The organism is Phaeodactylibacter sp. (genome assembly GCF_040219495.1).
Classification (GTDB): Bacteria; Bacteroidota; Bacteroidia; order Chitinophagales; family Saprospiraceae; genus Phaeodactylibacter.
In genome coordinates this window covers 42,249-65,689 of record NZ_JAVJSK010000079.1, presented here as the reverse complement: position 1 = coordinate 65,689, position 23,441 = coordinate 42,249, and the positions used below count along the sequence as shown (strand labels likewise).

The 23,441-nt window shown below is 52.2% G+C and carries 15 protein-coding genes; 8 read left to right on the top strand and 7 right to left on the bottom strand.

Translation table 11 applies throughout. From position 1 onward, the window contains the following. The first annotated feature begins 19 nt into the window (after positions 1-19). Positions 20-3,643: a GH92 family glycosyl hydrolase gene (locus RIC19_RS11595; protein ID WP_350178484.1), complete on the top strand. Its 3,624-nt coding sequence runs from the start codon at positions 20-22 to the stop codon at positions 3,641-3,643. A gap of 14 nt (positions 3,644-3,657) precedes the next feature. Beyond that, positions 3,658-5,517, top strand: a complete 1,860-nt coding sequence (locus tag RIC19_RS11590) for a hypothetical protein (protein WP_350178483.1) — start codon at positions 3,658-3,660, stop codon at positions 5,515-5,517. 164 nt (positions 5,518-5,681) lie between these two features. Here RIC19_RS11590 and RIC19_RS11585 read toward each other — a convergent pair whose 3' ends face one another. Beyond that, positions 5,682-6,068: a GxxExxY protein gene (locus tag RIC19_RS11585; RefSeq protein ID WP_350178482.1), complete on the bottom strand. Its 387-nt coding sequence runs from the start codon at positions 6,066-6,068 to the stop codon at positions 5,682-5,684. A gap of 285 nt (positions 6,069-6,353) precedes the next feature. Here RIC19_RS11585 and RIC19_RS11580 point away from each other — a divergent pair, with 285 nt between their 5' ends. Beyond that, positions 6,354-7,685, top strand: coding sequence for a vanadium-dependent haloperoxidase (locus RIC19_RS11580; RefSeq protein ID WP_350178481.1), 1,332 nt, complete (start codon positions 6,354-6,356; stop codon positions 7,683-7,685). Between the two features lie 56 nt (positions 7,686-7,741). Here RIC19_RS11580 and RIC19_RS11575 read toward each other — a convergent pair whose 3' ends face one another. The 4 genes from RIC19_RS11575 to RIC19_RS11560 all read right to left on the bottom strand — a co-directional run bounded on the left by RIC19_RS11575 (position 7,742) and on the right by RIC19_RS11560 (position 11,699). After that, on the bottom strand, positions 7,742-8,563 hold the full coding sequence (locus tag RIC19_RS11575) for a tetratricopeptide repeat protein (RefSeq protein ID WP_350178480.1): 822 nt from the start codon (positions 8,561-8,563) through the stop codon (positions 7,742-7,744). Then, positions 8,560-9,060 (bottom strand): hypothetical protein, encoded by a 501-nt coding sequence (locus RIC19_RS11570; protein ID WP_350178479.1) that lies wholly within the window; start codon positions 9,058-9,060, stop codon positions 8,560-8,562. Before RIC19_RS11570 ends, RIC19_RS11575 begins: the two co-directional genes overlap by 4 nt. A 321-nt stretch (positions 9,061-9,381) precedes the next feature. Next, positions 9,382-10,194, bottom strand: coding sequence for a 3-keto-disaccharide hydrolase (locus RIC19_RS11565; protein WP_350178478.1), 813 nt, complete (start codon positions 10,192-10,194; stop codon positions 9,382-9,384). A 26-nt stretch (positions 10,195-10,220) separates the two neighbouring features. Next, positions 10,221-11,699, bottom strand: a complete 1,479-nt coding sequence (locus RIC19_RS11560; RefSeq protein ID WP_350178477.1) for a glycoside 3-dehydrogenase — start codon at positions 11,697-11,699, stop codon at positions 10,221-10,223. 275 nt (positions 11,700-11,974) lie between these two features. On the opposite strand from RIC19_RS11560, the gene RIC19_RS11555 reads away from it, so the two are divergent. Genes RIC19_RS11555 through RIC19_RS11535 form a run of 5 tightly spaced genes read left to right on the top strand, consistent with a single transcriptional unit; the run spans position 11,975 to position 19,359 of the window. Beyond that, complete coding sequence (locus tag RIC19_RS11555; RefSeq protein WP_350178476.1) at positions 11,975-13,519, top strand: sulfatase family protein; 1,545 nt, start codon at positions 11,975-11,977, stop codon at positions 13,517-13,519. Beyond that, positions 13,519-15,069, top strand: a complete 1,551-nt coding sequence (locus RIC19_RS11550; protein ID WP_350178475.1) for a glycoside hydrolase family 28 protein — start codon at positions 13,519-13,521, stop codon at positions 15,067-15,069. Before RIC19_RS11555 ends, RIC19_RS11550 begins: the two co-directional genes overlap by 1 nt. Before the next feature lie 52 nt (positions 15,070-15,121). After that, positions 15,122-16,396 carry a T9SS type A sorting domain-containing protein gene (locus RIC19_RS11545; protein WP_350178474.1) on the top strand — a complete coding sequence of 425 codons (1,275 nt, stop codon included), beginning with the start codon at positions 15,122-15,124 and terminating at the stop codon, positions 16,394-16,396. Between the two features lie 9 nt (positions 16,397-16,405). Next, entirely contained in the window at positions 16,406-18,022 is a 1,617-nt protein-coding gene (locus tag RIC19_RS11540) for an alkaline phosphatase D family protein (protein ID WP_350178473.1), read from the top strand. 29 nt (positions 18,023-18,051) lie between these two features. Continuing rightward, positions 18,052-19,359, top strand: coding sequence for a family 43 glycosylhydrolase (locus RIC19_RS11535; protein WP_350178472.1), 1,308 nt, complete (start codon positions 18,052-18,054; stop codon positions 19,357-19,359). On the opposite strand, the gene RIC19_RS11530 is transcribed toward RIC19_RS11535, so the two are convergent. Together RIC19_RS11530 and lacZ are read right to left on the bottom strand one after the other, a co-directional pair. Beyond that, positions 19,349-20,182 (bottom strand): glycoside hydrolase family 16 protein, encoded by an 834-nt coding sequence (locus RIC19_RS11530; RefSeq protein ID WP_350178471.1) that lies wholly within the window; start codon positions 20,180-20,182, stop codon positions 19,349-19,351. The two genes, RIC19_RS11535 and RIC19_RS11530, sit on opposite strands and share 11 nt — an antisense overlap. Before the next feature lies 1 nt (position 20,183). After that, entirely contained in the window at positions 20,184-23,384 is a 3,201-nt protein-coding gene (lacZ, locus tag RIC19_RS11525) for a beta-galactosidase, LacZ type (RefSeq protein WP_350178470.1), read from the bottom strand. Positions 23,385-23,441 lie beyond the last annotated feature (57 nt).

Here is a 23,441-nt window from a genome sequence, read left to right as displayed (position 1 = left end):
CCTAAAAAAGCTTTCGGATATGCTCTTGCGTTTACTTCAGATCATTGTTGCTGCGTGCCTGCCTCTTTTAGTCCCCGCACAAAACACGCCCAATATTCTGGTCCTCATCGCCGATGACTGGTCTTACCCCCACGCGGGCATTTACGGCGACCCGGTGGTACAAACCCCCAACTTCGACCGGCTAGCCCGGGAAGGCGTTGTCTTTGATCATGCCTACTGCGCTTCCCCATCCTGCACGCCCTCCCGCGCGGCCCTGCTGACCGGAAAATACCCGCACGAACTGGGGCCGGGCGGCAATCTTTGGAGCCTGCTGCCTGATACATTTCCCAATTATGTAGCCTTGCTGGAAAAAGCCGGTTACACAACTGGCAAAGCCAATAAGGGATGGGGCCCCGGAAATGAAAAAGCAGGCGGTTACCCGCATAATCCCGCTGGTCCAAATTACGATAGTTTCACCGATTTCCTCAAACTGGTGGACCAGGACCGCCCCTTCTGTTTTTGGGATGGCAGCTACGATCCGCACCGGGTGTATGAACCGGGGAGCGGGGCGAATCAGGGTATGGATGCCTCTGCTGTTGATCTCCCACCTTTTTTTCCAGACCTGCCTGAGGTACGCGAAGATATCCTCGACTACTTCTACGAGGTGGAGCGCTTCGACCGGCGGATCGGTACCGCTGTCCGGGAACTGGAAAAACGTGGATTGCTGGACAACACCATTATTGTCATCACCAGCGATAATGGCATGCCCTTCCCCCGGTCCAAAGCCAATCTTTACGACTACGGGACAAGAGTCCCTTTAGCGATCTACTGGAAAGGGCAACTACAGCCCGCCCGTGAAACGGAAAACTTTGTCAACCTCATCGACCTGGCCCCCACTTTTATGGAAGCTGCCGGACTAACTGTCCCCGGGGAAATGTCAGGCAAAAGCCTGTTCCCCCTGCTCAAAGGGCAGAGCCGGGAGCACCGTGATCAAGTCTTTCTGGAACGAGAGCGCCACGCCTACGTTCGCCCCGATAACCAAAGCTATCCCATGCGGGCCGTTCGGACAAAAGACTACCTCTACATCCGGAACCTGGAACCCGATCGGTATCCGGCGGGCGATCCTGTGCACATCTATGCGGTAGGTGCTTACGGCGATTGCGATGATTCTGTAACGAAAGACGCCATCCTTGAGGGGCAGGACAGCATCCTGAGGCAACTGGCTTTCGGCAAACGCCCTGCTGAGGAGCTTTACGTGCTTGCAGAAGATTCTTACCAAATGGCAAATCAGGCCGCCAATCCGGAGTACAATCCGGTAAAAGCAGAGCTGAGCAACACCCTCAACGAATGGCAATCAGTTACCCATGACCCGCGCGCCAATGGCCAGGGCACTGTTTTCGAAAAAGGGCCCTACTTTGGAGGCTCCACACCTTCGCACCGAGCCAACCGTCACCCCCGGTCCGCCCCACGTACTGATATAGGACATCCGGTACCTGCCAAATCCACCGCCCTTGTTGACCCCTTTCTCGGGAGTATCAATGGCAATGTGCTTCCGGGTGCTTCCGTCCCTTTTGGAATGGTAAAGCTGAGCCCGGATATTATGCCCCCGCAGCCCACCTCCGGCTATCGCCCCGGCAAGCCAATTGCGGGCTTCAGCCACACTCATACCAGCGGGACCGGTGGAGGCGGCCGGTATGGCAACATCCTGTTTACCCCACTGACCCAAAAGCTCAACCTCAAGGATTACGCTTCGCTAAAACAGGTCAATGAGCGGGCTGCACCGGGGTACTACGCTGTCACGCTGGCCCGGAAACCCGGCGATGTAGAGGTGGAACTGACGGCTTCTGCCAAAGTGGGCTACCATCGCTACACCTTTTACACCTGGGATAAATCACCGGAAATCGAAGGGCAGGTGATTATTGATGTCGCCCATGCCATTGGCCGAACAGGGCTGAAAGACAGCCGTTGCCTCGAAGCCGAAGTGGAGATTGTTGGAGAAAACACAATTCAGGGCTGGGGCCATTTCGCCGGTGGTTGGGGCGGGCAAAACCCGTATAAGGTATATTTCTTCGCCCAGTTCGACCGCCCCTTTGATACAGCAGGTGTTTGGCAAGACACCACCCTCCTGCCCGGTCAGCAAAACTTATCAATCCGCTTCCCGGACGATCAGCCGGTCAAAAGTCGCCGCATGGGCGCATGGGCGACCTTCAAAGGCCCGCAGCGGCAGCAGGTGGAAGCAAAGGTTGGGCTTTCATTTAAAAGCATAAAAAATGCCAGGAAATTTCTGAATGAGGAAAAGCAAATTACATTTAATCAATCACGAGCTACCGCCGATCAGTCCTGGGACAAGCGGCTGTCCCGTATTGCAGTGGAAGGCGGGCTGCCCGAGCATCAGCGGATGTTTTACTCTACCCTTCGCAATACCTTCCTCATGCCCACCGAAGTCACTGGCGCTACCGAAGACTGGCCCGCAGGTCAGCCTCATTATTGGGATCATTATTGTATTTGGGATGTTTTCCGCACCGTTATGCCCCTGCATACGCTGATTGCACCGGAGCAACAACGTGCCATCCTCAAAAGCCTTCTGGCCATTTACGAAAAGGAGGGCTGGCTGCCGGATGCATGGGTGGCCGGTGATTATGCGAATATTCAGGGCGGGACGAACGTGGATGTCGTTTTCGCGGATGCCGTTGCCAAAAAGCTGGGTGGATTTGACCTGGAGCAGGCTCTGGAAGCACTGCGGCACCACGCTGAACGCTCCTCCGATAATCCGAAAAAATACGGCCGCTACCTGGAAGATTACCTAAAACTGGGCTATGTCACTTCGGCCTCTGCCAAAGGGGCGACTTCCCGCTCTCTGGAGTATGCCTACAATGACTTCTGCATTGCCAAAGTTGCCGAAGCGGCAGGTGATACTGCCACTGCAAGGCGGTACCGGGAGCGCTCACAGGGTATATTCAAGTTGTTCAATAAAGAAGCCGGGCATTTTTGGGCCAAGGACCGCACCGGCAACTGGCAGCCTGGCATCACCACCGAAAACCTGCGCAAAGACCACTGGAACGACCCCTATTTTTACGAAGCTACGCCCCTTGCCTACAGCAGCTATGTGCCCCATGATATGCGGGGGCTCATTCAGCGGCACGGGAGCCGGGAGGCATATATCGCTTACCTGGACCGATTGCTGTTAGACCCGAAATTCGACCTGGGGAACGAGCCGCTGTTCCTGCTCCCCTATCAGTACATTTACGCCGGGCGCCCCGATAAGACAGCGGAAGCCGTGCACCGCCTCCTAAGGCAGGAATACGTTGCCGGGCATAATGGCCTGCCCGGGCAGGACGATTCCGGGGCGATCTCTTCCTGGTATGTCTTCAGCAGTATGGGCTTTTTCCCGGTCGCAGGGCAGGACTTATATCTGATCGGCAGTCCGTTGTTCAGGAAATCAGTCATCCACCTGGAAAACAATGCTACTTTCGTAGTAAAAGCAAACAATGTCTCGCATGAGAATATCTACATAAAATCAGCCCGATTGAACGGTAAAAAGTTAGAACAGGCATGGTTTACCCATAGCGAAATTGCAAAGGGTGGGGAACTCGAATTGGAAATGTCAGATCAACCTACACAATGGGCATCAGGTAATCCACCCCCATCCCTTTCTCAACCTTAACCTTAGCCCATATCATGAGCAGAAATTTTCTCCTTTTGTTTTTAATCCCGATTCTTTTCTCTTGTTCTCCCCACGGGGAATTTGTGGAATCTGATTTTTCAAATTTGTTGGAGGGCCAGGAAGGTGATCGGCGGGAAACCATCGGCGTTTTTGGTGGTGCCCGACAGGAAAAAATTGCTAATGTGCAATGGGAAGGCGTATCGTTTAAAGTGAATAACAGTGCAATTGCCCTTAACTTCTCAGAAGACGGATACTTTCGTTTTACACCTGAAAGTGCCGGTCTGCCGGTTTCCTGGAAAAACAGCCAGAAACTTGTTCTAAATATTCATTCCTCTACCCCTTCCCGTTTGGTAATAGAGGTTTTTGGAAGCCGCACCCGTACGCATGACACCCTCCGGTTGGAAAAAGGAAAAAACGAATACACCGTGGCAATGAAAGAAACGGGGCTGCTGGGCGGATTGGATGCCAAACCTACTTATCTGAAGGTAAGTTCTGCTGAAGCTGTTGAATGTAAAATCGAATGGATTCGCCTGTACTTTTCTGATGCCCCTGAGGTACTGGTCGACCGTTTTGGCCAACGCAACCTGGCTAGCTATCCTGAAAAGGTCAAAACCCAGGAGGAATTGATAGAAAGGGAAAAAGAGGTCAGATACCTTGATTCTTTATCTGCTACCCCCGGAAAACATCAAAAAGATAAATATGGAGGATACAAAGGAACAGGTATATTATTGGATGCTACTGGTTTTTTCACAACACAACTTAAGGATGGACGCTGGTATCTGGTTACGCCTGAAGGCAATCCGTTTTTCAGCCTGGGCATAAATGGTGTGCGGCGCAAATCGTTCCGGGGCACAGCAGACGTTACAAGGGTTGAAGGAAGGGAAGCAATTTTTGAACACCTGCCATCCTATCAGGAATGCCCCGAGTGTTTTTTCAATGATTCAACATACTTTTCTCATTACACCTGGAACATTAAGCAGAAGTACGAAGACTATGACCAATGGAGAGCGCATACTATTGAACGTATGAAAACCATAGGATTCAATACGGTTGGAAACTGGAGTGACACCCTCTTTTTCCACGAACCTGAAATACCCTATACATTCACCCTTGACACCAGAGGCGCCAGCAAATTCACTGCTTTTGGAAATCTGCCCGATGTTTTTCATCCCCAATGGGTACATCATGTTGATAGTGTATTTGCTGGTATTCAGCATTTCAGCAATGACCCTTATCTCTTAGGCTATTTTGTTGACAACGAGATGTCCTGGAGAGACATTCCCCGGATTGATTCCATGAGCTACACAGGGAGAGAACTTAAAAATATTCCGGGAGATGAGGCAAAAATGGAATGGTATGCGGAAAGGTATTTTTCTGTGATCAGCGCTGCCATTCGGAAATATGATCCCAATCATTTGTATCTGGGGTGCCGGTTTACTCGTAACTTTGATCATATGGAAGGGGTTGCCCAAAAGGTTGGAAAATATGCCGATGTTTTATCGGTCAATGTCTACAGCGCTTATCCCTTTCGGGAGGAAATGGATTTGTGGTACGATGCCGCGAAAAAACCCATTCTGATAGGAGAACACCATATTCCACCCCGAACCCCTAAACAGTTGTGGCCTGTTTATGAGAACTTTCCTGACCACGAGCGGTATGATATGATAGAAAATTATGTCCTTACCTGGGCGTCCTACCCATATGCTGTGGGAAGCCACTGGTACCAATTTAAAGATCAGGAAGTGGCAGGCAGGGGCGATGGGGGCGAAAACCAACCCGTTGGCATTATCACCATTGCAGACAAACTCAATCGTGACCTATGCAACACCTATTTCCGGATTTCACAAAAAGTACCGGAAAAAATTGATAAGTGACAGAGGAAAACAACATGCCCCAAAGCAGATTGACCCTGACCAAACAGAGCCTTTTGGGCTGGTATACTTTTTTTATCACAGAAGACGCGGAATACACCGAGGCATGCTTTTTTACCACAGAAGGCACAGAATACACGGAATGCTTTAGCTATGGTGGCGGTAGGCTATTTTATAATTCTTTCTATTGTCGCTTTGGGGTAATGCCCAAAATTCACCAAAAACCCTAGCCGAAAACCAGTACCCTTCAAATAGTTATGCAACTGGGCCCGATGCTCATCCGCGATTTCTTTTACCGCTTTCAGCTCTACGATAATCTTGCCGTAACAAATCAAGTCTGGCCTGTAAATAGTATCTAGCTTTTCCTGCTTATAAAAAAGATCAAGGGCAGGCTGTGAAACAAAGGGGATTTGCTGACTACGCAACTCCCTTTCCAAGCACTCTTGGTAAACTGCTTCCAAAAAACCAGCGCCCATCTCCCTGTACACCTCAAATACAGCACCCCGAATCCGGTAACTCTCTTCCTTGTATAATAATCCTTCGTGATTGTCCATATTCTATATTTTTAAAGCTCCCTAATTTCTGTGTATTCTGTGTATTCTGTGGTTACCCCCCCATTTCCGGGTTTTCCGCGTATTCCGTGGTCACACCACCCCCATTTCCGGGTTTTCCGCGTATTCCGTGGTTACCCACCCCCCATTTCCATGTTTTCCGCGTATTCCGTGGTCACACCACCCCCATTTCCAATCCTAAATATCCAAAATTCCCAAAAGACTTTTAAGCCATTCCACCCAGTATTGGTTAATATGAAGTATCCCCTTTCTAAAAAAAAACGATTCATGTACACATCTGCTCATTGGTCTACCCTACTATTCGCACCCATATTTTGCCTGATAATCATCCTGATTGCTCCATCCCCAGGGTACGGGCAAATGGCAGCCTCCGGATATATGCCCTTCAAGTTTGAACTGGAAGAACCTGTGCTTCCAGTCAGTGAAGAAGCACTACTGGATGAAATCCCGGATATCACAGCAGCCCAGCAACAGATGGAAGCGGAGGGTTTATGGGCTGTACGGTACTGGAACAACGCCTATCCCGCTTACCGCTGGCACCAATTGCTCATGCAGGCGAGCCGGAACCATAAAGGACATAAAAATGGAGGCCGGGTGGCCATTCTACATCTTGCGGTCTATGACGCTACGGTGGAAGTTTGGAAGCACAAACAGGCACATTTCCGCAAGGCAGCTTACCAATACGATCAAAGGGTAAAAAAGCTTGGAGCGGAACCGGAATATTCCTCCTCCCTCTGCGAATGGAGTGCGGCAGCCGGAGCGGCACATCGGATTATCGGATATTACTTTCCGGAGCAGCAGGCTATGTTGGACAGTCATCTCATTGCCTTCAAGTCTGCCCGCCTGGCTACAGGGTTGGTATTCCCCTCCGATATTGAAAAAGGATTGGAAATGGGCCGGAAGATAGCCCAACAGTACATCGAATATGCGAAAACTGACCGTACAGACCGCAGGTGGGAAGGGCAAGTGCCTCAGGCGGATAGCCTGTGGTCAGGCAATCCCAGCCCCTGGGACCCGATGAAAAGGCAATGGAAGCCGCTCACCCTGAAGCAAGCCGATCAGTTCCGGCCCGACCCACCGCCCACCGACTGGACTGCTGACATGGAGGAGCTCCGGCAATTCAACGCTGCCCATCAAAGCAGCACCATAGCCTGGAAGTGGAAAAGCGAACCGGTATGGGACCTATTAGTCGAACGCAAAATTTTGGAATACGATCTGAATCCAATGGAAGCCGCCTTTGCGAATGCCGTTTTCCACACCGCCCGATTCGATGCCATCATTGCGGCATGGGATGGGAAATACCACTACTGGGGCATCCGCCCGTTTCAGTACGACCCTTCCTTTAAACCTATTCTGATTGACACACCGAACTTCCCGGGCTATCCTGCCGGGCATACCACCGTTGCCGGATCCATAGCCAGAGTCCTCTCGTTCCTGTTCCCCGGAGACGAGGCTTTATTTACAGCGCTCGCAAGGGAGTGCTCAGAATCCCGCTTTGAGGGAGGGGTGCATTTCCGCACCGACAATGAGGTAGGGCTGGAAGTAGGAGATCGGGTTGGGCGGCAGGTGATCAAAGCATTTACTGCAAAAGGGAATTAGGTGGAATAGCCACGATTGAATCTGAAAATCAGCCAATTCAAAGGCTTTTAACCTTTTCAAAAGCCCTCAGTTTTCATGGCATCCATGATGTCAGTTAAAAATATTTGATCCATTTTTTCAACGTAGGGGTCAAACATTTTCACTCCGTTTTCGTACTTCTCCTTGGCAAGTTTTATGTTTTCCAGGTAGCCCTTTTCATCCCCCAGTGCCTTACAGGCCAAAGCCATATAGTACCTGTTTTCCGCGATATCATTTTCTAATGCCTGCTGTTTTAAAGCACGCAGAGCCAAGGAAAATTTTCCCATTTCCAGGTAAAGAACTCCCAAATGTAAATAATCGTAAATACCAACGCTATGCGTGCTATCACTTAGTTGTCGTTCGAATATCTGTAAGGACTCATTCGGTTTCCCAATAGCCTTATAGGACAAAGCTTTGATAATATTGAGGTGATAATCGCCATTTTGGGAATAACCGATATTATAGTCGACCAGGCTATCTAAAAGTTCAATATCTTTTATAGCTCCCGCATAATCTCTAAAAAACTGATAGCGGCACGAAGCCCGATAGAATAGCTCGCCCTCCGGATCGTATTTCACGGCTTTGTCCATTAGCTTTTTCCAGGTGATAAAATCACCACTCTTCAGATATGCAGTAGATTTAATCCGGTAAGCGTATGCAAAGGTAGAATCGATCGCAAGCGCCTCATCGAGTGCTTCCTGGAAAGCTCTGCTGAACTGATAGTGCCCTTTCACTTTTTCCATAGCTTTACAAGCCTTATACTTTAACTCGTCTCCGTTATACTTATAGGCGTTACAATTGGGCTGAGCAGCTAAACGAGCGGACACAACAGCTAAAACAAAAATCAGAAGCATTCTCATGGCAAAATATCAGTTAGTTCTCCGTTGTTGATCTTAAAGATTAGGTATTGGTAATAATCCCGGGGTTTGCCACTTTTTGAGAGCACTGCCCAACCATCCAATGATTGGGTAATCTTTAATAACTGGTTGGTGATCCGTTCATCAAAAATTTGTTCCTGATAGTCTAAATCGGAGCCTATCATTCTAAATCTTCCAGCCTGTCCCTGGCAGTTGACAATAAAGCGGATCCTTACCAAACCACTTTGAGCTGTTTCTACTGGTAGATACGCTTCTTTAAATCGTTTTCGCAGCGCTGTCTTCTCCCCTTCATACTGAAGCCCCTGCCCGAAGTAGAAGTACTGCTGAACCAATTTTTCGCTGCCACATAACTGGAAATCGCTGGCATCCATTTCAGGGTCGGGCTCAGCGTCGCCAACCCATCTTAAGTATTTAGAATCCTGGTCGCTACGGGTACACCCTACCAGAAGTATGATCGCAATGATGGCTATTCTTTTCATTTTACTGTAGATTCATCACCAGCATTTTTATCAGCCCATGAAATTAAGCGTTCGGTTGATCAAGTATCTAATGATAACCTCGATTTAGGCTCTGGTTCAATTCTACTACCTCTCATTCAAAGGGCATGACCTGTTGAAATGCGATAGAACAAAGCGCGAAAATGGCAAACCAAAAGTACGCTGGCTTAATTTCATTACGGTCAAAGTTTTCTATCCTAGATTAAAATACTTACTGCATCAACAAGAGTAAACGGATACAAAAACCGGCTGCAAGCCCAATGCCCACAGCCGGTTTAAACTTAATCAAGAGCACTGCCTGATTTACAGCTTCTTGATCTTAATATTCCGGAACCAAACATCATTGCCGTGGTCCTGAAGGCCAATGTGCCCTTCCTTCGCTACGTCAATGAAGTCCTGGTAGTCCTTGAACTTACTGTTGGCGACCATCTCCCTCCAGTCGTCTGTCCAGAGGTGGTATTCTACGACATTCTCACCATTCTGAGTGTGTACAATCGTACCATCATAAGACAGTATAGTTACCTCGTTCCAACCACTATTGGCTGGCACCGCATTTTGCGGCTTAGCCGGGATAAGGTCATAAAGAGACCCAGCCTGACGGTTGCCATCCTTTCCGAGGCGCGCATCCGGGTGCTTCTCATTATCCAGGATTTGCATCTCCGGAGCTGATTTCCAGATGGGCTGTCCTTCTTCCTCACCGCACTTCTCGCGGGCCAGGTAGAAAATACCGCTGTTGCCGCCTTCGGAAATTTTCCATTCCAGTTTCAGCTCAAAGTTGCCAAAGGCGTCCTTGGTGATGATGTCGCCACCGCCACCAGCTTCACCCTTGCCGGAAGCTTCGCACATGATGGCACCATCTACTACCTTCCAGCCCCTTTCCGGGAAACCGTCTTTGCAGTAACCCTTCCACTGATCGGTACTTTCGCCATCAAACAGGAGCATCCAGCCATCGGCTTTTTCCTCCTCCGTGAGCGTATTTATTGCTGTAGCTTCCTTGGGAGCATCCTCAGTAGCTTCTGCTTCTGTGGTTTCCCCTTCGGTAGCTTCCGAGGCACCGCCCTGACACGAAGCCAGTGCAAACGCCAAAGCAGCAAACAAAAGAATTTTGAATTTCATAATCAAAGTTTTGTTTTTCGTTGATCTTAATAATTCCAACCTTTACGGTATGGCCGCTTAACGTACGACTCCATTGCCTGCTTCGCATTGATGGTCGCATATTGCGTGTCGAAACGCGGGTCGCCGTCCACCACGGTGAAGCTATCCGAAGATACTACCCGGATTTCTTCATCATCGGCGATATTGGTAATCTTCATATTGGCACCATCCCATTCCAGCTTACGCTTCAAGTCCTGTAAACGAATGGCAAGGTTACCCATAACAACTACTTCATTCAATGGCGCAGAGTAGCCAAAGTGTGAAGAGGCTTCTGTACGACCCTTAGCGTCTTCCTTACAGGCACGCACCCAGTCCATCTCGTGACTGGTTTCCACACGGCGCAATTCATTGGTTGCCTTTGGTGGATCATTCTCCCGGCCTACGATGTATGGATTACGAGCGTAGGTGCTGCAAATCAATGTTCCTTTGGTTCCAACAAACATGGCACCGCCACCACCGTCACCAAGGATTTTACCCTCAGGGATTCCCTCAGGGCGATCTGGCAGCAAGCCCCCATCGTACCAGGTAAACTCAACGGCAGGCATGTTAACCTTGCCCATCTTCTTGCGCTCAGGGAAGTAATAGGTTACCTTTTCAGCAATCGGTGCGCTTTCGGTATTGACCTGTGAAGAACTACCCTCGAAAGCGGTAGGCTGCCCAAGGTTCAGCGCCTTGAAAACCGGATCAATAATATGACATCCCATATCACCCAGAGCACCGGTACCGAAGTCCCACCATGCACGCCAGTTCCACGGTGTGTAAGCCGGGTGATAAGGCCGCCATTTAGCAGGGCCGATAAAGAGGTCCCAATCAAGGGTAGGCGGCACCGATGGGGTCTCCGCCGGACGTTCCAGTCCCTGTGGCCAGATCGGGCGGTTGGTCCATGCGTGGACTTCTTTTACCTCACCTATTTCACCATTCCATATCCACTCACAAACCTGACGAATGCCCTCGCCGGAGTTGCCCTGATTACCCATCTGTGTGGCTACGCCGGTTTCTTTTGCCAGCTTGGCCAGCATGCGGGACTCATAGACCGAGTGGGTCAGTGGTTTCTGTACGTAGACGTGCTTGCCGGCACGCATGGCATCTGCGGTGACTACGTAGTGCGTATGGTCAGGCGTACCTACCACTACGGCATCGATTTCATCGCCCATATCCTCCATCATGCGGCGGTAGTCTTTGTATACGGCGGCATCCGGATAGTCATTAAAGCACTTGGCAGCGTATTTCCAGTCTACATCACAAAGCGCTACGATATTTTGAGAATTCATATTGCGCAGGTTAGAACGGCCCATACCGCCTACACCTACGCCTGCAATGTTTAATTTGTCACTAGGCATGATATGCCCCAGTCCGGAAACTACGGTGCTGGGCACAATGGTCATGCCCGCTGCGGCAATCCCGGCCTGACGGATAAAAGACCTGCGATCCAGTCCTTTAGATCCTTTTTTCTCTAGTTCTTTCATTGAATCTGATTGTTTTGATTTTGGAATTTAAATTAAGCAAATCTGTAGAATTCCCAACTTAATATGCAGTATTTGATGATTCAATTCATGAATTATTGTATAGCCAGCATAGGAAGTGGTGCAACAACTCGCTATCCAACAGTAGGTTACCAGAGACTTCTAGGTGTAATCTTTACACTAACTTTTGAAAAAAAATTACTGCTGCGCTACGGCCACGCCCGGACCTGGGTTACACAACTCCACCACAGTATTCCTAATTCCAAAGCCCTTGACCAATGTCTGAACGGACCTTATTCCTTTGCTTATCAGTATTATTGGCGGCCACGAGCTGTAGCCCTGCGGCTGATCCAACAGCCGCGGAAGTCCCGCCACCCCCCAATATTCTGTTCGTTTACGTAGATGACCTGGGCTACGGCGACCTAAGCTGCTATGGTGCCACCGATATTCAAACCCCTCACATCGACCGCCTCGCCTCAGAGGGCCGGTTGTTTACCGATGCCCACTGTGCGGCAGCAACTTGCTCGCCTTCCCGCTATGCCCTGCTTACAGGCAACTATGCCTTTCGGCGAAAAGCCGGGATATTGCCAGGCGATGCGCCATTGATGATTCGGCCTGGCACTCCTACTCTCCCGGCAATGCTAAAAGACGAAGGCTACCGTACCGGTGTGGTTGGGAAATGGCACCTTGGACTGGGCGATGGCGACCTGGACTGGAATGAGGAGATCAAACCCGGACCGCTGGAGATTGGCTTCGATTATTGTTTCCTGTTGCCGTCTACCGGTGATCGGGTACCGAGTGTTTACGTCGAACAGCACAAGGTCGTCAACCTCAACCCCGCCGACCCCCTGCAAGTCAGTTTCACAGATGATCCCTCAGGAGGCAGCCCCTATGACACGCCCACCGGGCTCAGTCATCCTGAATTACTGAAAATGCCGGCCGATACGCAGCATAGTGGTACCATTATTAATGGCGTGAGCCGCATTGGTTTTATGGAAGGCGGAGAAGCGGCGCACTTCCGGGATGAAGACTTTCCGTATTCCTTTCCGGAAAAAGCAATACAGTTTATGGCTCAGGAGAAAGGCCAGCCCTTCTTTTTGTACTATGCCTTTCACGACATCCATGTGCCCCGCATTGTCCACCCCCGGTTTGAAGGCAAAAGCAAGATGGGGCCCAGAGGCGATGCCATCCTGCAAATGGACTGGGTCACAGGCCAGTTGATGAAAGCGCTGGATTCCCTTGGCATAGCCGAAAATACGCTGGTGTTTTTCAGCAGTGATAACGGTCCTGTGCTGGATGACGGCTACACAGACCAGGCCGTGGAAAAGCTAGGCAGCCATCAGCCCGCCGGCCCATACAGGGGCGGCAAGTACAGCATCTATGAAGGTGGCAACCGGGTACCAACCATTCTGCGCTGGCCCGGAAACATTCAGCCCGGGCGCAGTGAGGCGCTTTGGAATCAGGTAGACCTCTATGCCTCCATTGCTGAGCTGCTGGGGCATGAACTGCAGGAAGCTGAGGCTAAAGACAGCAAAGCCCTCTGGCCTGCGCTCTCAGGACAATCTGATGAAGGGCGGTCGGTGATGCTGGAGGAAGCCTTCACCCTCGGGCTGAGGCAGGAGCAATGGAAATACATCGCCCCCACCGAAAAAGAATTCCCCTGGATTAAGGGCATAAAAGATATTGAGGGCGGTATCGCTACAGAGCAGCAGTTGTACAACCTGTCGGAAGACCCCGGGGAGCAAAACAACCTTGCTGCCACTTATCCCGACAAAGTACAAGCCATGGCCGCTGAACTCGAACGCATTCAAAACCAAGATTAATGACAAGACTTACTTTTCTGGCTTTCAGCCTTTTGCTGTCTACGCTCAGTTTTACCCAGCACTATAGCGGTTATCTGAATATAAAGGACTTTGGCGCCCGTGGAGACAGTGCTACCCTGAATACCACCGCCATTCAAAGCGCCATTGACTCTGCTGCTGCTCAGGGCGGTGGCACGGTGACGGTTCCACCGGGGGTGTACCTCAGCGGTACCATTTTCCTGAAGGATAATACCACCCTGGACGTTCAGTCCGGGGCAAAAATCCTTGGCTCTCCCAATATTGAGGACTACGCGGTCATGACCTGGGGGCACAACAAAGACCGGCAGCCCCGCCACCTTATTGTTGGGAAGGATGCCCGCAATATCGCCATCATTGGCGGCGGCACCATTGATGGCAACGGGCCCGCTTTTTGGGAAGACTTCGACCCGGCAGAAGACCCGCAGTGGAAAATGGCCAAGCCCCTGAAGATCAGCCCCATGGTGGAAATACAAGACTGTCAGGATGTACGAATCAAGGATGTGCTGCTGCTCACCGGAGGCGGCTGGACCCTTCATTTGTACGACAGCGACCGCATACAGGTGCAGGGCGTTAAAATCATCAACGACCTGTTTGCGCCGAACGGGGATGGCATTGACATTTCAGGCTGCCACGATGTGACGATCAGCGACTGTATCATCAAAACCTGCGACGATGCCATCTGCCTAAAAACTATGGTGGATTCCCGCGACTGCAAGCGCGTCACCGTCACCAACTGCGTCATCGAGTGCTCCTGCGCTGCGCTGAAGATTGGCAACGAAACCTTCCGGGATATTAAGCAGGTAACCTTTAGCAACAGCGTGATCTATGGCTCCTCCCGTGCCTTCGCTATTTACGCCGAAAGCGCCGGAACAGTAGAAGACATACTAGTCGACAACATTATCACCGACTCCCGGACCCCGCTGCTCTACAATCGCCCCATCCACCTGAGCCTCTATCTGCCGGAGCCCGGAGCGGGTGGCCGAAACGGAGACTGGATGCACCAGGAAAAGAAGCAGTACGACTACGAGGGCCGCAAGCCACGCCTGCGCAATGTGACCATCACCAATTTCCACGCCAAGACCGGCGGGCGCATCCTTATGACCGCCGGCGACGGGTACGCCATTGAAAACCTGACCCTCCGTAACGTCAACCTCACTTACCCCTGGATTGAAGACCCGGTACCGCATGTGGATGAAGTCACAAGTTCGCAATTTGCACCCGTCAAGCGCGCTGCCAAGACTGCCAAAGCCGCCATTGTCACCGAAAACATCCACAACTTCGTACTGGACAATGTGGTGATCAACTGGCCGGAAACGGAGGAAGTCCCGGCGGACTGGCAGTTCCCTAAAAAGATCGCCAACGGCACCCTGAAAGCCTTCTACCCTACCCGGACCGAAGCCCGGCAGGCGGAACTTAAGGTACTATATGGCCGCGGGCTGAAAAACGCTATACTTAACACTCCGCTAGCCAAGTCTTCAGATGGTCAGCAGCCCTACTATGACCTGAAGGATTGTGAGGTGATTAGTAAATAGCCGGAACCTAAGGTTCCTTTAATACGATCTAATTCCAAAGCCTTTTCACACCATGCGAAACCTATTTTACTTGTTATTTGGACTGGTCCATGTTCTACCTGCACAGGCCCAATCCTTACAGGACACCCTGATCATCAGCGAGGACTTCTCCGACACCTCCGCCTTCACCGACCTTTCCCGCCTCCTGATCTGGGGCGACAATACCGAAGTGGAAAGCGGCTTTCAGTACGATTCCATTGAGGATAGCCGGGGGCTGACCTACCAGGCCATACACATGACGCCCAAAGCCATGGAGTATGCCGGGTATCAGCCCAATACCATCCGGGCATCGCAGGCGGTGGATTTTCGGTTTCCCACGCCCATCTCCCGGGAAGCAGACACCCTTATCGTGGAATTCGATGCCCTTTGGGATGCACTGAACAGCCCCGGCTGGGGCGAGTCCGGGCGGATAGTGGTGACGCTTTTGCATGATTATCCCGAAAACGGTATTCCGTTTGGGGCCATTGATGACCTGTCAGCGGAAGCACCCTTTGGACGGCCGGCCTACAATATGCGCCTCCGCAATACCGAAAACACCGGTGCTTTCCAGTCTGGCGGATTGATGCTCTACGGGGGCGGTGAAGAGTTGGAGGGCGAAATAGAGCAGGCTTTTGGGTACTGGCTGCCTGGTTTTTCCAGCGAGGCCGGCGGGGGCACGCCCGGGCAGGGTGACCCCTATCCTCTGAGCCCCACCCAAAAGAATGAAGGCCTGGCACTGGCCTCCACTACCCACTGGAAGCACTACACATGGGTCATTGCCCCCAACCGCCTGTCCTTCTACCAAAGGGATGCGCTGGCGCCCGAAAGCGATAATGAGCTGGTGATGTTTATGGAAACACCGCGTTCCGATCAGTTTGAGGGGCTCATCGTCGATCAGCTGAATGAAGCGCATGGCACAGATATCAATGAGCCGCCTGCATTGTACCACTGGTTTGAACAGATTGAAGCGCTTCGCCTCTATTTCCGTGGGGTGGACCAGGCTTACCTGGCCAATCTGGAAGTACATCACCGGTATGAGGGCGAGCCTGTGGCTGTCCGTTCGCCCGATCAGTCTCTGCCGCTGAAGGTTTTTCCGAATCCGGCAACTTCCGTACTCTACGTGGAGCAAACCCGTCCCGGTGCAGCTGCGCTCCCACTGCAATTATTCAATAATTTTGGGCAGGTAGTACACCAAGTGAACCTACAGAAACTGGTGCAGCGGATAGACATCGGGCATTTACCACCTGGCATCTACTACCTGCGAGCTGGCTCCGACACCCAGCAAATACAGAAAATAATCATTCAATAAATCCGAGAAATGCGCCTTTTACTTTTACCCTTTTGCTTCCTGTTTTGTGCCGGAATGACGCTTCAAGCCCAGGAACTAATCCCCCGCGAGGGCGAATACTTCTGCCGCGATGCCGAGGACTGGTACAACCGGAAAGCCATTACCACCTACCTCCGGCATATCTACGAAGGGGAACCGGAGAAGGTATTACCGCTGGCGGATGCCCGGGAGGGCGATGTGGAAGCCGACTTTGTCCGGGCACTGGCCTACGCCTACATTGATGAGACCGAAAAGTCAATTAGCTACGTTAAAGCTTCCCTGGGGAAGGAGATGCCCTTTAGCCGCTATCTGGCAGGCCCTTCGAAGTTGATGCAACCGCTTGTGGAACTGCCGGGCTTCAAAGCCCTGGCAGAAAAGCATGCCACTCCCCTCGTGCATGGACCTATGATCGGTAATGTCTCCGGCAACAGCGCTACCTTCTGGTGCCGTACGGATCAACCCCGGAAGGTGCAGGTGGAAGTGAGCCGGGACAAAAGATTTCGTAAAACCCGAACCGTCACCGGTCGTACCAAAACTGAAGATGGGCATACGGCTGAGCTGTCGGTCAGCGGGTTAAAGCCCGGACTGAGCTACTTCTACCGCCTCTTCATCGACGAACAGCCCACCGAGGGCACCTATCAGTTTACTACCCACCCTAAGCCCGGAAAACCGGGGCAGTTCTCTGTGGTTTTCGGAGGCGGGGCGGCGTATATCCCCTGGCAGCATTACATGTGGAGCACCATTCAGTCGCACCGCCCCGATGCGCTCTTCATGCTGGGCGATAATGTGTACATCGACTATCCCGAACACCCCTATCTACAGCAGTACTGCTACCACCGTAGGCAGTCGGAGCCGCATTGGCGAAAATTGGTGGCCCAAACGCCGACCTACGCCATTTGGGATGACCATGACTTCGGAGACAACGATGAGTACGGCACGCCAGACCCTGATTCCCCCGCCTGGAAACGGCCGGTACTTTCTCTCTTCAAACGGCAGTGGGTAGACCCCGGCTACGGAGATGGAACGGGCAAGCCTGGCGTGTTCTTTAAGCATTCAATCGCCGATGTGGACTTCTTCTTCTTGGATTGCCGCTACTACCGTCAACCTAGCGAGGTGGGCGCGGTGCACGAAGAACCGCTGAGTATGCTGGGCGAGGCGCAGAAAGCGTGGCTAAAATCCGCTCTTTTACAATCCAACGCCAGGGTGAAAGTCCTCATCTCCTCCGTGCCCTGGGCATTTGATGCCAAGCCGGAGCTAGAAGGCCGCATTGATACCTGGGGCGGTTATAAAGAGGAACGGACGGAAATTTTTGACTTCCTGACCAAGAACGATATTAAAGGCGTTTTCCTCCTTTCCGCCGACCGCCACCGCTCCGACATTTGGAAGATCAAACGGCCGAATGATTATCCGCTGTATGAATTTGAAAGCTCCAAGCTGACCAATATGCACACACATAAAGTCATGCCCGGAAGCGAATACGGCTACAACGAAAAGTGCTCCTTCGGGCAACTTCTGTTTGATACTACTGGAGAAACGCCGGAGGTCACCTACCGCATCATCAATATTGATAATGTGGTGGTGAATGAATTTACCTGGCGGGCGGAGTAACCCATCCGAGAATCCCAACTATGGAATAAATGATACGTACGACCCATTCTCAACTATTGACCCTACTGGCGCTCGGTGCCACCCTCAACCTGCTGGCTCAAAACCCGATCATCCCCAACATAGGCATGTCAGACCCGCACGTCCGGGTTTTTAACGATACGCTTTACCTTTTCACCGGGCATGACAGCAGCCGCACAGATAAGACCTGGATCATGAAAGACTGGCGGGTTTATTCCTCCACCGATCTCGTCCATTGGCAATTAAAAGACATCATTAGCCCGGCAGACAACTACATGGATGACCATAGCCATGAATGTTGGGCAGGTGATGCAGCTACCCGGAACGGGCAATACTATTTCTACTTTTCGGAGCGGTCCAGAACCATTGGGGTAATGAGTAGTGCCCGCCCCGATGGTCCCTACAAGGACGCACTGGGGCATCCCCTCACGGATATGCACGATCCCACCATCCTGATCGACGATGATCCGAACCGCACCCCCTATATCGTTTATGGCGCCAAGGAAAAGGGCGGTTACCATATCGCACAGCTTAACGAGGATATGACTTCCCTGGCGGAAGAGCCAAAACCGATTAAAATTGAAGGCGAAGAATGGGAACGCGCAACAGAGTGGATGGACAAAAACTTCATCTTTAAATACGACAGCCTTTATTATCTGAGCTGGGGCCGGGACTACGCCACAGCCACCGATGTATATGGCCCGTACACTTGTCAGGGTGCTGTGGGTAAAGGCCACGGCTTGAGCCCCTACGCCCACGGCAGCTTCTTTTGGTGGAAAGGCCAGTTTTACCACATCTGGTGCTATTATATCCGGCCCGGCTTTAAATACCGGGAGTCCATCATTACCTATTGCCACTTTGATGACGACGGGCGAATCGTGACGGACACTGATTTCCTGGATCAGCATTTCAGCCATGGAGTGGCCAGGTATCAGGCGGATTGGGAAAAAATTGAAGCGGAGTGGTATTACGAAATATCCGGGACAGCCCGAAAGTCGGGAGACCGCACGAACGGCTTTGTACTGGAACAACTCCGCCCTGGCGATTGGGTGCATTTTTCCAATATGGCATTTGATCCCTCCCGCACCCGTTTCACGGCGAGGCTGAATGCACAGGGCAGCCCAGCTTCGCTGGAGGTTAGAATCGGCAGCCCCACCGGTCCCATGCTAGGCCAAATACACCCAGAGCAATTGAGCAGCGGTTGGCAGACCATCTCCACTGATATCCAGGATACCAACGGCACAAGGAGTTTATACCTGGTCGTTAAGGGCGAAGCGGAAGCCAGTATCCATCTGGATTGGTTCCATTTTACGGACTAAACGGGGTATACCGCACGTAGTCAATGTAGTACCGCTGAGGAAAAATCGTCGTATCAATACCCTGCCGGCCGCCCCAGTTGCCACCGATTGCCAGATTGAGTTTTAGAGCCTGCGGCCGGTCGAAGGGCCATTGCTGAAAAGTGGCTTTTGCCTCCCGCTCAAAGGAAAAGTAGCGGGTGGAATCGACGTAAAAGTCAATGCGTTCCGGTGTCCAGTCGATGGCGTAGACATGGAAGGCAGTGGAGGCATCCTCAACCCGGATGGAATCCCCTTTGTTGGTGCCGGCTACCCAGTTGTAAGCGCCGGTGTGGACGTTAGCGTAGATCATCCCCGGATTGTACCCTACAAATTCCATAATGTCGATCTCCCCACGGTCGGGCCACGGGATGTCTTCGCCCATCTTATTACCCAATGTCCAGATGGCAGGCCATACCCCGCGCCCGGCGGGCAGCTTAGCGCGGACTTCCATTCGACCGTACAGGAATTCCCGCTTGCCGGCTGTATGCAGAGAGGCGGAGGTGTATTCAGCGGTTCCCCACTGTTCCTGCCACCGGTCGCTATCGGGATTATGGCGGGCATTGGGGAAGGGCTCGCGTCGGGCTTCAAGCACCAAGCAACCCTCTTCGATGTAGGCGTTTTCCGGGCGGTTGGTGTAGTACTGCCCCTCGTGATTACGGATGAACCCTTCTTCGAAACTCCAGAGGGTGGTATCAATAGCCGGTCGGTCAAACTCGTCACTCCAGCCTTTCATGGCAGATGGATCGGGTAGCCCGACCGATTGGGCCATCAGGAAAAACAACAGGGGCAAAATGGAGGTGCTCATGTTAATTGGTTTTTGGTACGGGCGTTGCTAGCCACGTTCCCAGAGGTTGTTCTTTACTGAGGGGGCGCAGCACAAAACCATAACTGTACGCTGAAGCATTCAGGCGAAACTCCGGATGGGCTTTAGATTCCTTTGACCAGGTATTGTCCCCGCCTACGCCCAGTAGCTGATGGTCAATATTGACGGTCAGGAAGTCTCGTTCGGGCAGTTCCGGAGTGTGCGTTGCGGCTTCCAAATCATCCATGCTGTAAGGCCAGACGCTCATACTAAGGCTATCCTGAGCCTGCACCAGCAATCCACTGCCGCGCCCTGAGGAAAGCGCCATCCAATGCACGCCGGTTCGGTTGCTGCACTCCTGTGGCATGATGTAGCTTTCGAAAAAGCTGTCCACCGGCATGCTGTAGCGCCCTAGTTGGGCACTCAACAACCGGTCGATGTAATTCTCATGCGGCCCGCGCCCGAGAAACTCAATCTGATCATAAGCATCCGGGATCGCCATTTGCATTCCGATGCGGGGCAGTTCCGGGTAGTCGCCTTCTTTTTTGAAATGGTAATCGACCTTGACCTGTCCGTCCGCGTAGAAGGTGTACACCGTCTTTTGGCTGGCTTTGCCTTCCAGTAGGACGCTTTGCACTTCCACCTGTACGTAGCCGGCCGCTTCCTGTACGCGCACGCCCTGAACTTTGGCTTCTTCAGCCGCCGTTTTCCAGGCCGCGGCTTCGCGGTAGATTTTCCAGCCCCGTCGGTCGTTGTCGGTCGGGGCACGCCAGTAGTTGGGCTTCAGGGGGGCTTCCAGCCAGTTGGTGGAGCCTGTTTTGTAGCCGGATAGTGCACCGGTGCTTTTGTCTACAGTGGCTTCAAAATCATTGCCCGTAATGCTGACTTGTTGCTCATTCTCCTCCAGCGTGAGCTTGCCTTCTGGCGCACTAAAGCTTCGGTTGTCCGGCACTTCCGGCAGCACAAACTGCGCAGAGGCCATCTCATGACCCGCCGGTGCCCAGGATTGCGCTTCCGGGAGCGTAACACTCAGGTCGAGGGTGTAGACGGCGCCGGGCTTTGGTGCCTTGGGCGACATTTGCCCCAATTGCAGTGGTACAGCAACACCCGCCGGACAATCCGGAAGGGCCATGGATCCGGAACGCAGGGTCACGCCATTTTCCATAAGCTGCCAGGAAAGCATATACCCTTCAAGATTGGTAAAATCATACAGGTTGGTCAACGTAAGTTTGCCCTCTTGTGGCACCTGACTCGTCAGGCTTACCGGTTGGAAGACTTTTTTCCACTCATTAGCACCGGGCTTCACCCGGCGGTCGGGGTCTACAACGCCATTCAGGCAGAAGTTGCCGGAGTTGATCAGCGTGTCGCCAAAATCACCTCCGTAGGCAAAGTACCTTTCGCCGGTTTCGGTGGTCTTGACCAGCCCCTGATCGACCCAGTCCCAGACAAATGCCCCGACAATCTGCGGTTCCGCCTGTATCACATCCCGGAATTTGAAAAGATTGCCTGTTGAATTGCCCATGGAGTGCGCCATTTCGCACCACATGATGGGCAGTTTCAAATCTGACTGACGACTGAGGTTGACCATCTCAGGGATGGAAGCGTACATGCGGCTGTACATATCCACGTAGCTGGCTTTGGTGTGCGGAAATTCGTGGTTGCCCTCGTAATGCACCAGGCGGGTATCGTCGTACTCGCGTATGAAGCCGGTCATAGCAGCATGATTGGCTCCGGCACCAGACTCATTGCCCAGTGACCAAAAAATAATGGAGGGGTGGTTTTTGTGGCGTTCCACCATACGCACCGCCCGCTCCACAAAACCATTCGACCAGCGTGGGTCTTTAGTCAACAAACTGCCAATGCCGTGGACCTCAAGATTAGCCTCGCAAATGACATACAAACCGTGGCGGTCGCAGAGTTCGTAAAAGCGGGGGTCGTTGGGATAGTGTGAAGTCCGCACGGCGTTGAAGTTCAGCTGTTTCATCAGGCGGATGTCCGCTTCCATATCCGCTACCGAGACCACCTTGCCCGTAACCGGATGGTGGTCGTGGCGATTGGCCCCGTACAACTCCACCGATTCCCCGTTGATGAGCAGTTCTCCTTCCGGGCCGATTTGGATATTCCGAAAGCCAATACGGCTGCTTCGGGCCTCCACGGTTTGCCCATTTTCATCCTTAAGCGCAATAACCAGGGTGTAACGGTTGGGCGTTTCCGCTGTCCAGGGCTTAATATTGAAAACAGTAGCCGAAAGCACCGTACCTTCCCGTGGGTAAACCCGAAGGTCCTCCCTTATCACCTCACTGACCGTAGCCTTGAGGGGCTGCTCCAGCATCGGGTGGCCCGAATCATCATACACATCAATTTCGTACGACCAGCCTTCTAAATCGGATAGTCGGCTGTGGTTGAGCCGGGGCTTGACCGTAAGATTGCCATAACTATAGCCCTCGTCCAGTCCTGCCTTGACAAAGAAATCCTGAATGTGGGTCCGGGGCTGCGCCAGCAACATTACCTCCCGGTGAATACCGCTCAGGCGCCAGTGATCCTGATCTTCCAGATAGCTGCCATCCGACCAGCGGTGTACCTTGACCGCCAAGAGGTTCTTTTCTCCGAACTTCACGTAGGGCGTGATGTCGAATTCCGTAGCCACCCGGCTGTCTTCGCTGTAGCCGACCATCTCCCCATTCACCCACACATAGTATGCGGAGCTCACACCTCCAAAGTGCAGCACCACCTGCTGATCAGACCAGTCTGAAGGCACCTCAAAGGTGTGGCGGTAGCAGCCGGTGGGGTTGTCCTCATCAGGCACGTAAGGCGGGTCTACCGGCACAAAGGGGTAGGTAATATTGGTGTAAATCGCTGTACCGTAGCCCTGCAATTCCCAGTTGGAAGGCACCGGAATCTGCGCCCATCCTTTGGTTTGAAAGTCTGGCAGATGAAAATCTTTCGGAGCGGCTTCGGGCACCTCAGCGAAGGCAAACGCCCAGTTTCCATTCAGGCTAAGGTAACGCCCGGAGGCTTCGCGGTCCACCATAAGCGCTGTGGCTTCATCGGGATAGGAATAAGACGTTGCCCGGGCCGGCATGCGGTTGATCCCGTTAACGGCAGGGTCTTCCCAGGGTTGTAGCTGGGCCTGTGCGGAAAAGGCCGTGCTCAAGGTGAGCAACAGTACAACCGCTAAATTGCGGTAAGTATAAAAAGATGGCATATCAGTTATTTTTTTTCAGGTGCTTAAAGCTAAAAAAATCAGGACACTTCGCCCTCT

What these genes read in the sequence shown, in the direction of transcription:
- RIC19_RS11585 (WP_350178482.1), bottom strand. Translation starts at nt 6,068, where the DNA reads ATGGACAATCACGAAGGATTATTATACAAGGAAGAGAGTTACCGGATT.
- RIC19_RS11560 (WP_350178477.1), bottom strand. Translation starts at nt 11,699, where the DNA reads ATGAAAGAACTAGAGAAAAAAGGATCTAAAGGACTGGATCGCAGGTCT.
- RIC19_RS11535 (WP_350178472.1), top strand. Translation starts at nt 18,052, where the DNA reads ATGATACGTACGACCCATTCTCAACTATTGACCCTACTGGCGCTCGGT.
- RIC19_RS11575 (WP_350178480.1), bottom strand. Translation starts at nt 8,563, where the DNA reads ATGAGAATGCTTCTGATTTTTGTTTTAGCTGTTGTGTCCGCTCGTTTA.
- RIC19_RS11550 (WP_350178475.1), top strand. Translation starts at nt 13,519, where the DNA reads ATGACAAGACTTACTTTTCTGGCTTTCAGCCTTTTGCTGTCTACGCTC.
- RIC19_RS11570 (WP_350178479.1), bottom strand. Translation starts at nt 9,060, where the DNA reads ATGAAAAGAATAGCCATCATTGCGATCATACTTCTGGTAGGGTGTACC.
- RIC19_RS11590 (WP_350178483.1), top strand. Translation starts at nt 3,658, where the DNA reads ATGAGCAGAAATTTTCTCCTTTTGTTTTTAATCCCGATTCTTTTCTCT.
- lacZ (WP_350178470.1), bottom strand. Translation starts at nt 23,384, where the DNA reads ATGCCATCTTTTTATACTTACCGCAATTTAGCGGTTGTACTGTTGCTC.
- RIC19_RS11555 (WP_350178476.1), top strand. Translation starts at nt 11,975, where the DNA reads ATGTCTGAACGGACCTTATTCCTTTGCTTATCAGTATTATTGGCGGCC.
- RIC19_RS11565 (WP_350178478.1), bottom strand. Translation starts at nt 10,194, where the DNA reads ATGAAATTCAAAATTCTTTTGTTTGCTGCTTTGGCGTTTGCACTGGCT.
- RIC19_RS11580 (WP_350178481.1), top strand. Translation starts at nt 6,354, where the DNA reads ATGTACACATCTGCTCATTGGTCTACCCTACTATTCGCACCCATATTT.
- RIC19_RS11595 (WP_350178484.1), top strand. Translation starts at nt 20, where the DNA reads ATGCTCTTGCGTTTACTTCAGATCATTGTTGCTGCGTGCCTGCCTCTT.
- RIC19_RS11545 (WP_350178474.1), top strand. Translation starts at nt 15,122, where the DNA reads ATGCGAAACCTATTTTACTTGTTATTTGGACTGGTCCATGTTCTACCT.
- RIC19_RS11540 (WP_350178473.1), top strand. Translation starts at nt 16,406, where the DNA reads ATGCGCCTTTTACTTTTACCCTTTTGCTTCCTGTTTTGTGCCGGAATG.
- RIC19_RS11530 (WP_350178471.1), bottom strand. Translation starts at nt 20,182, where the DNA reads ATGAGCACCTCCATTTTGCCCCTGTTGTTTTTCCTGATGGCCCAATCG.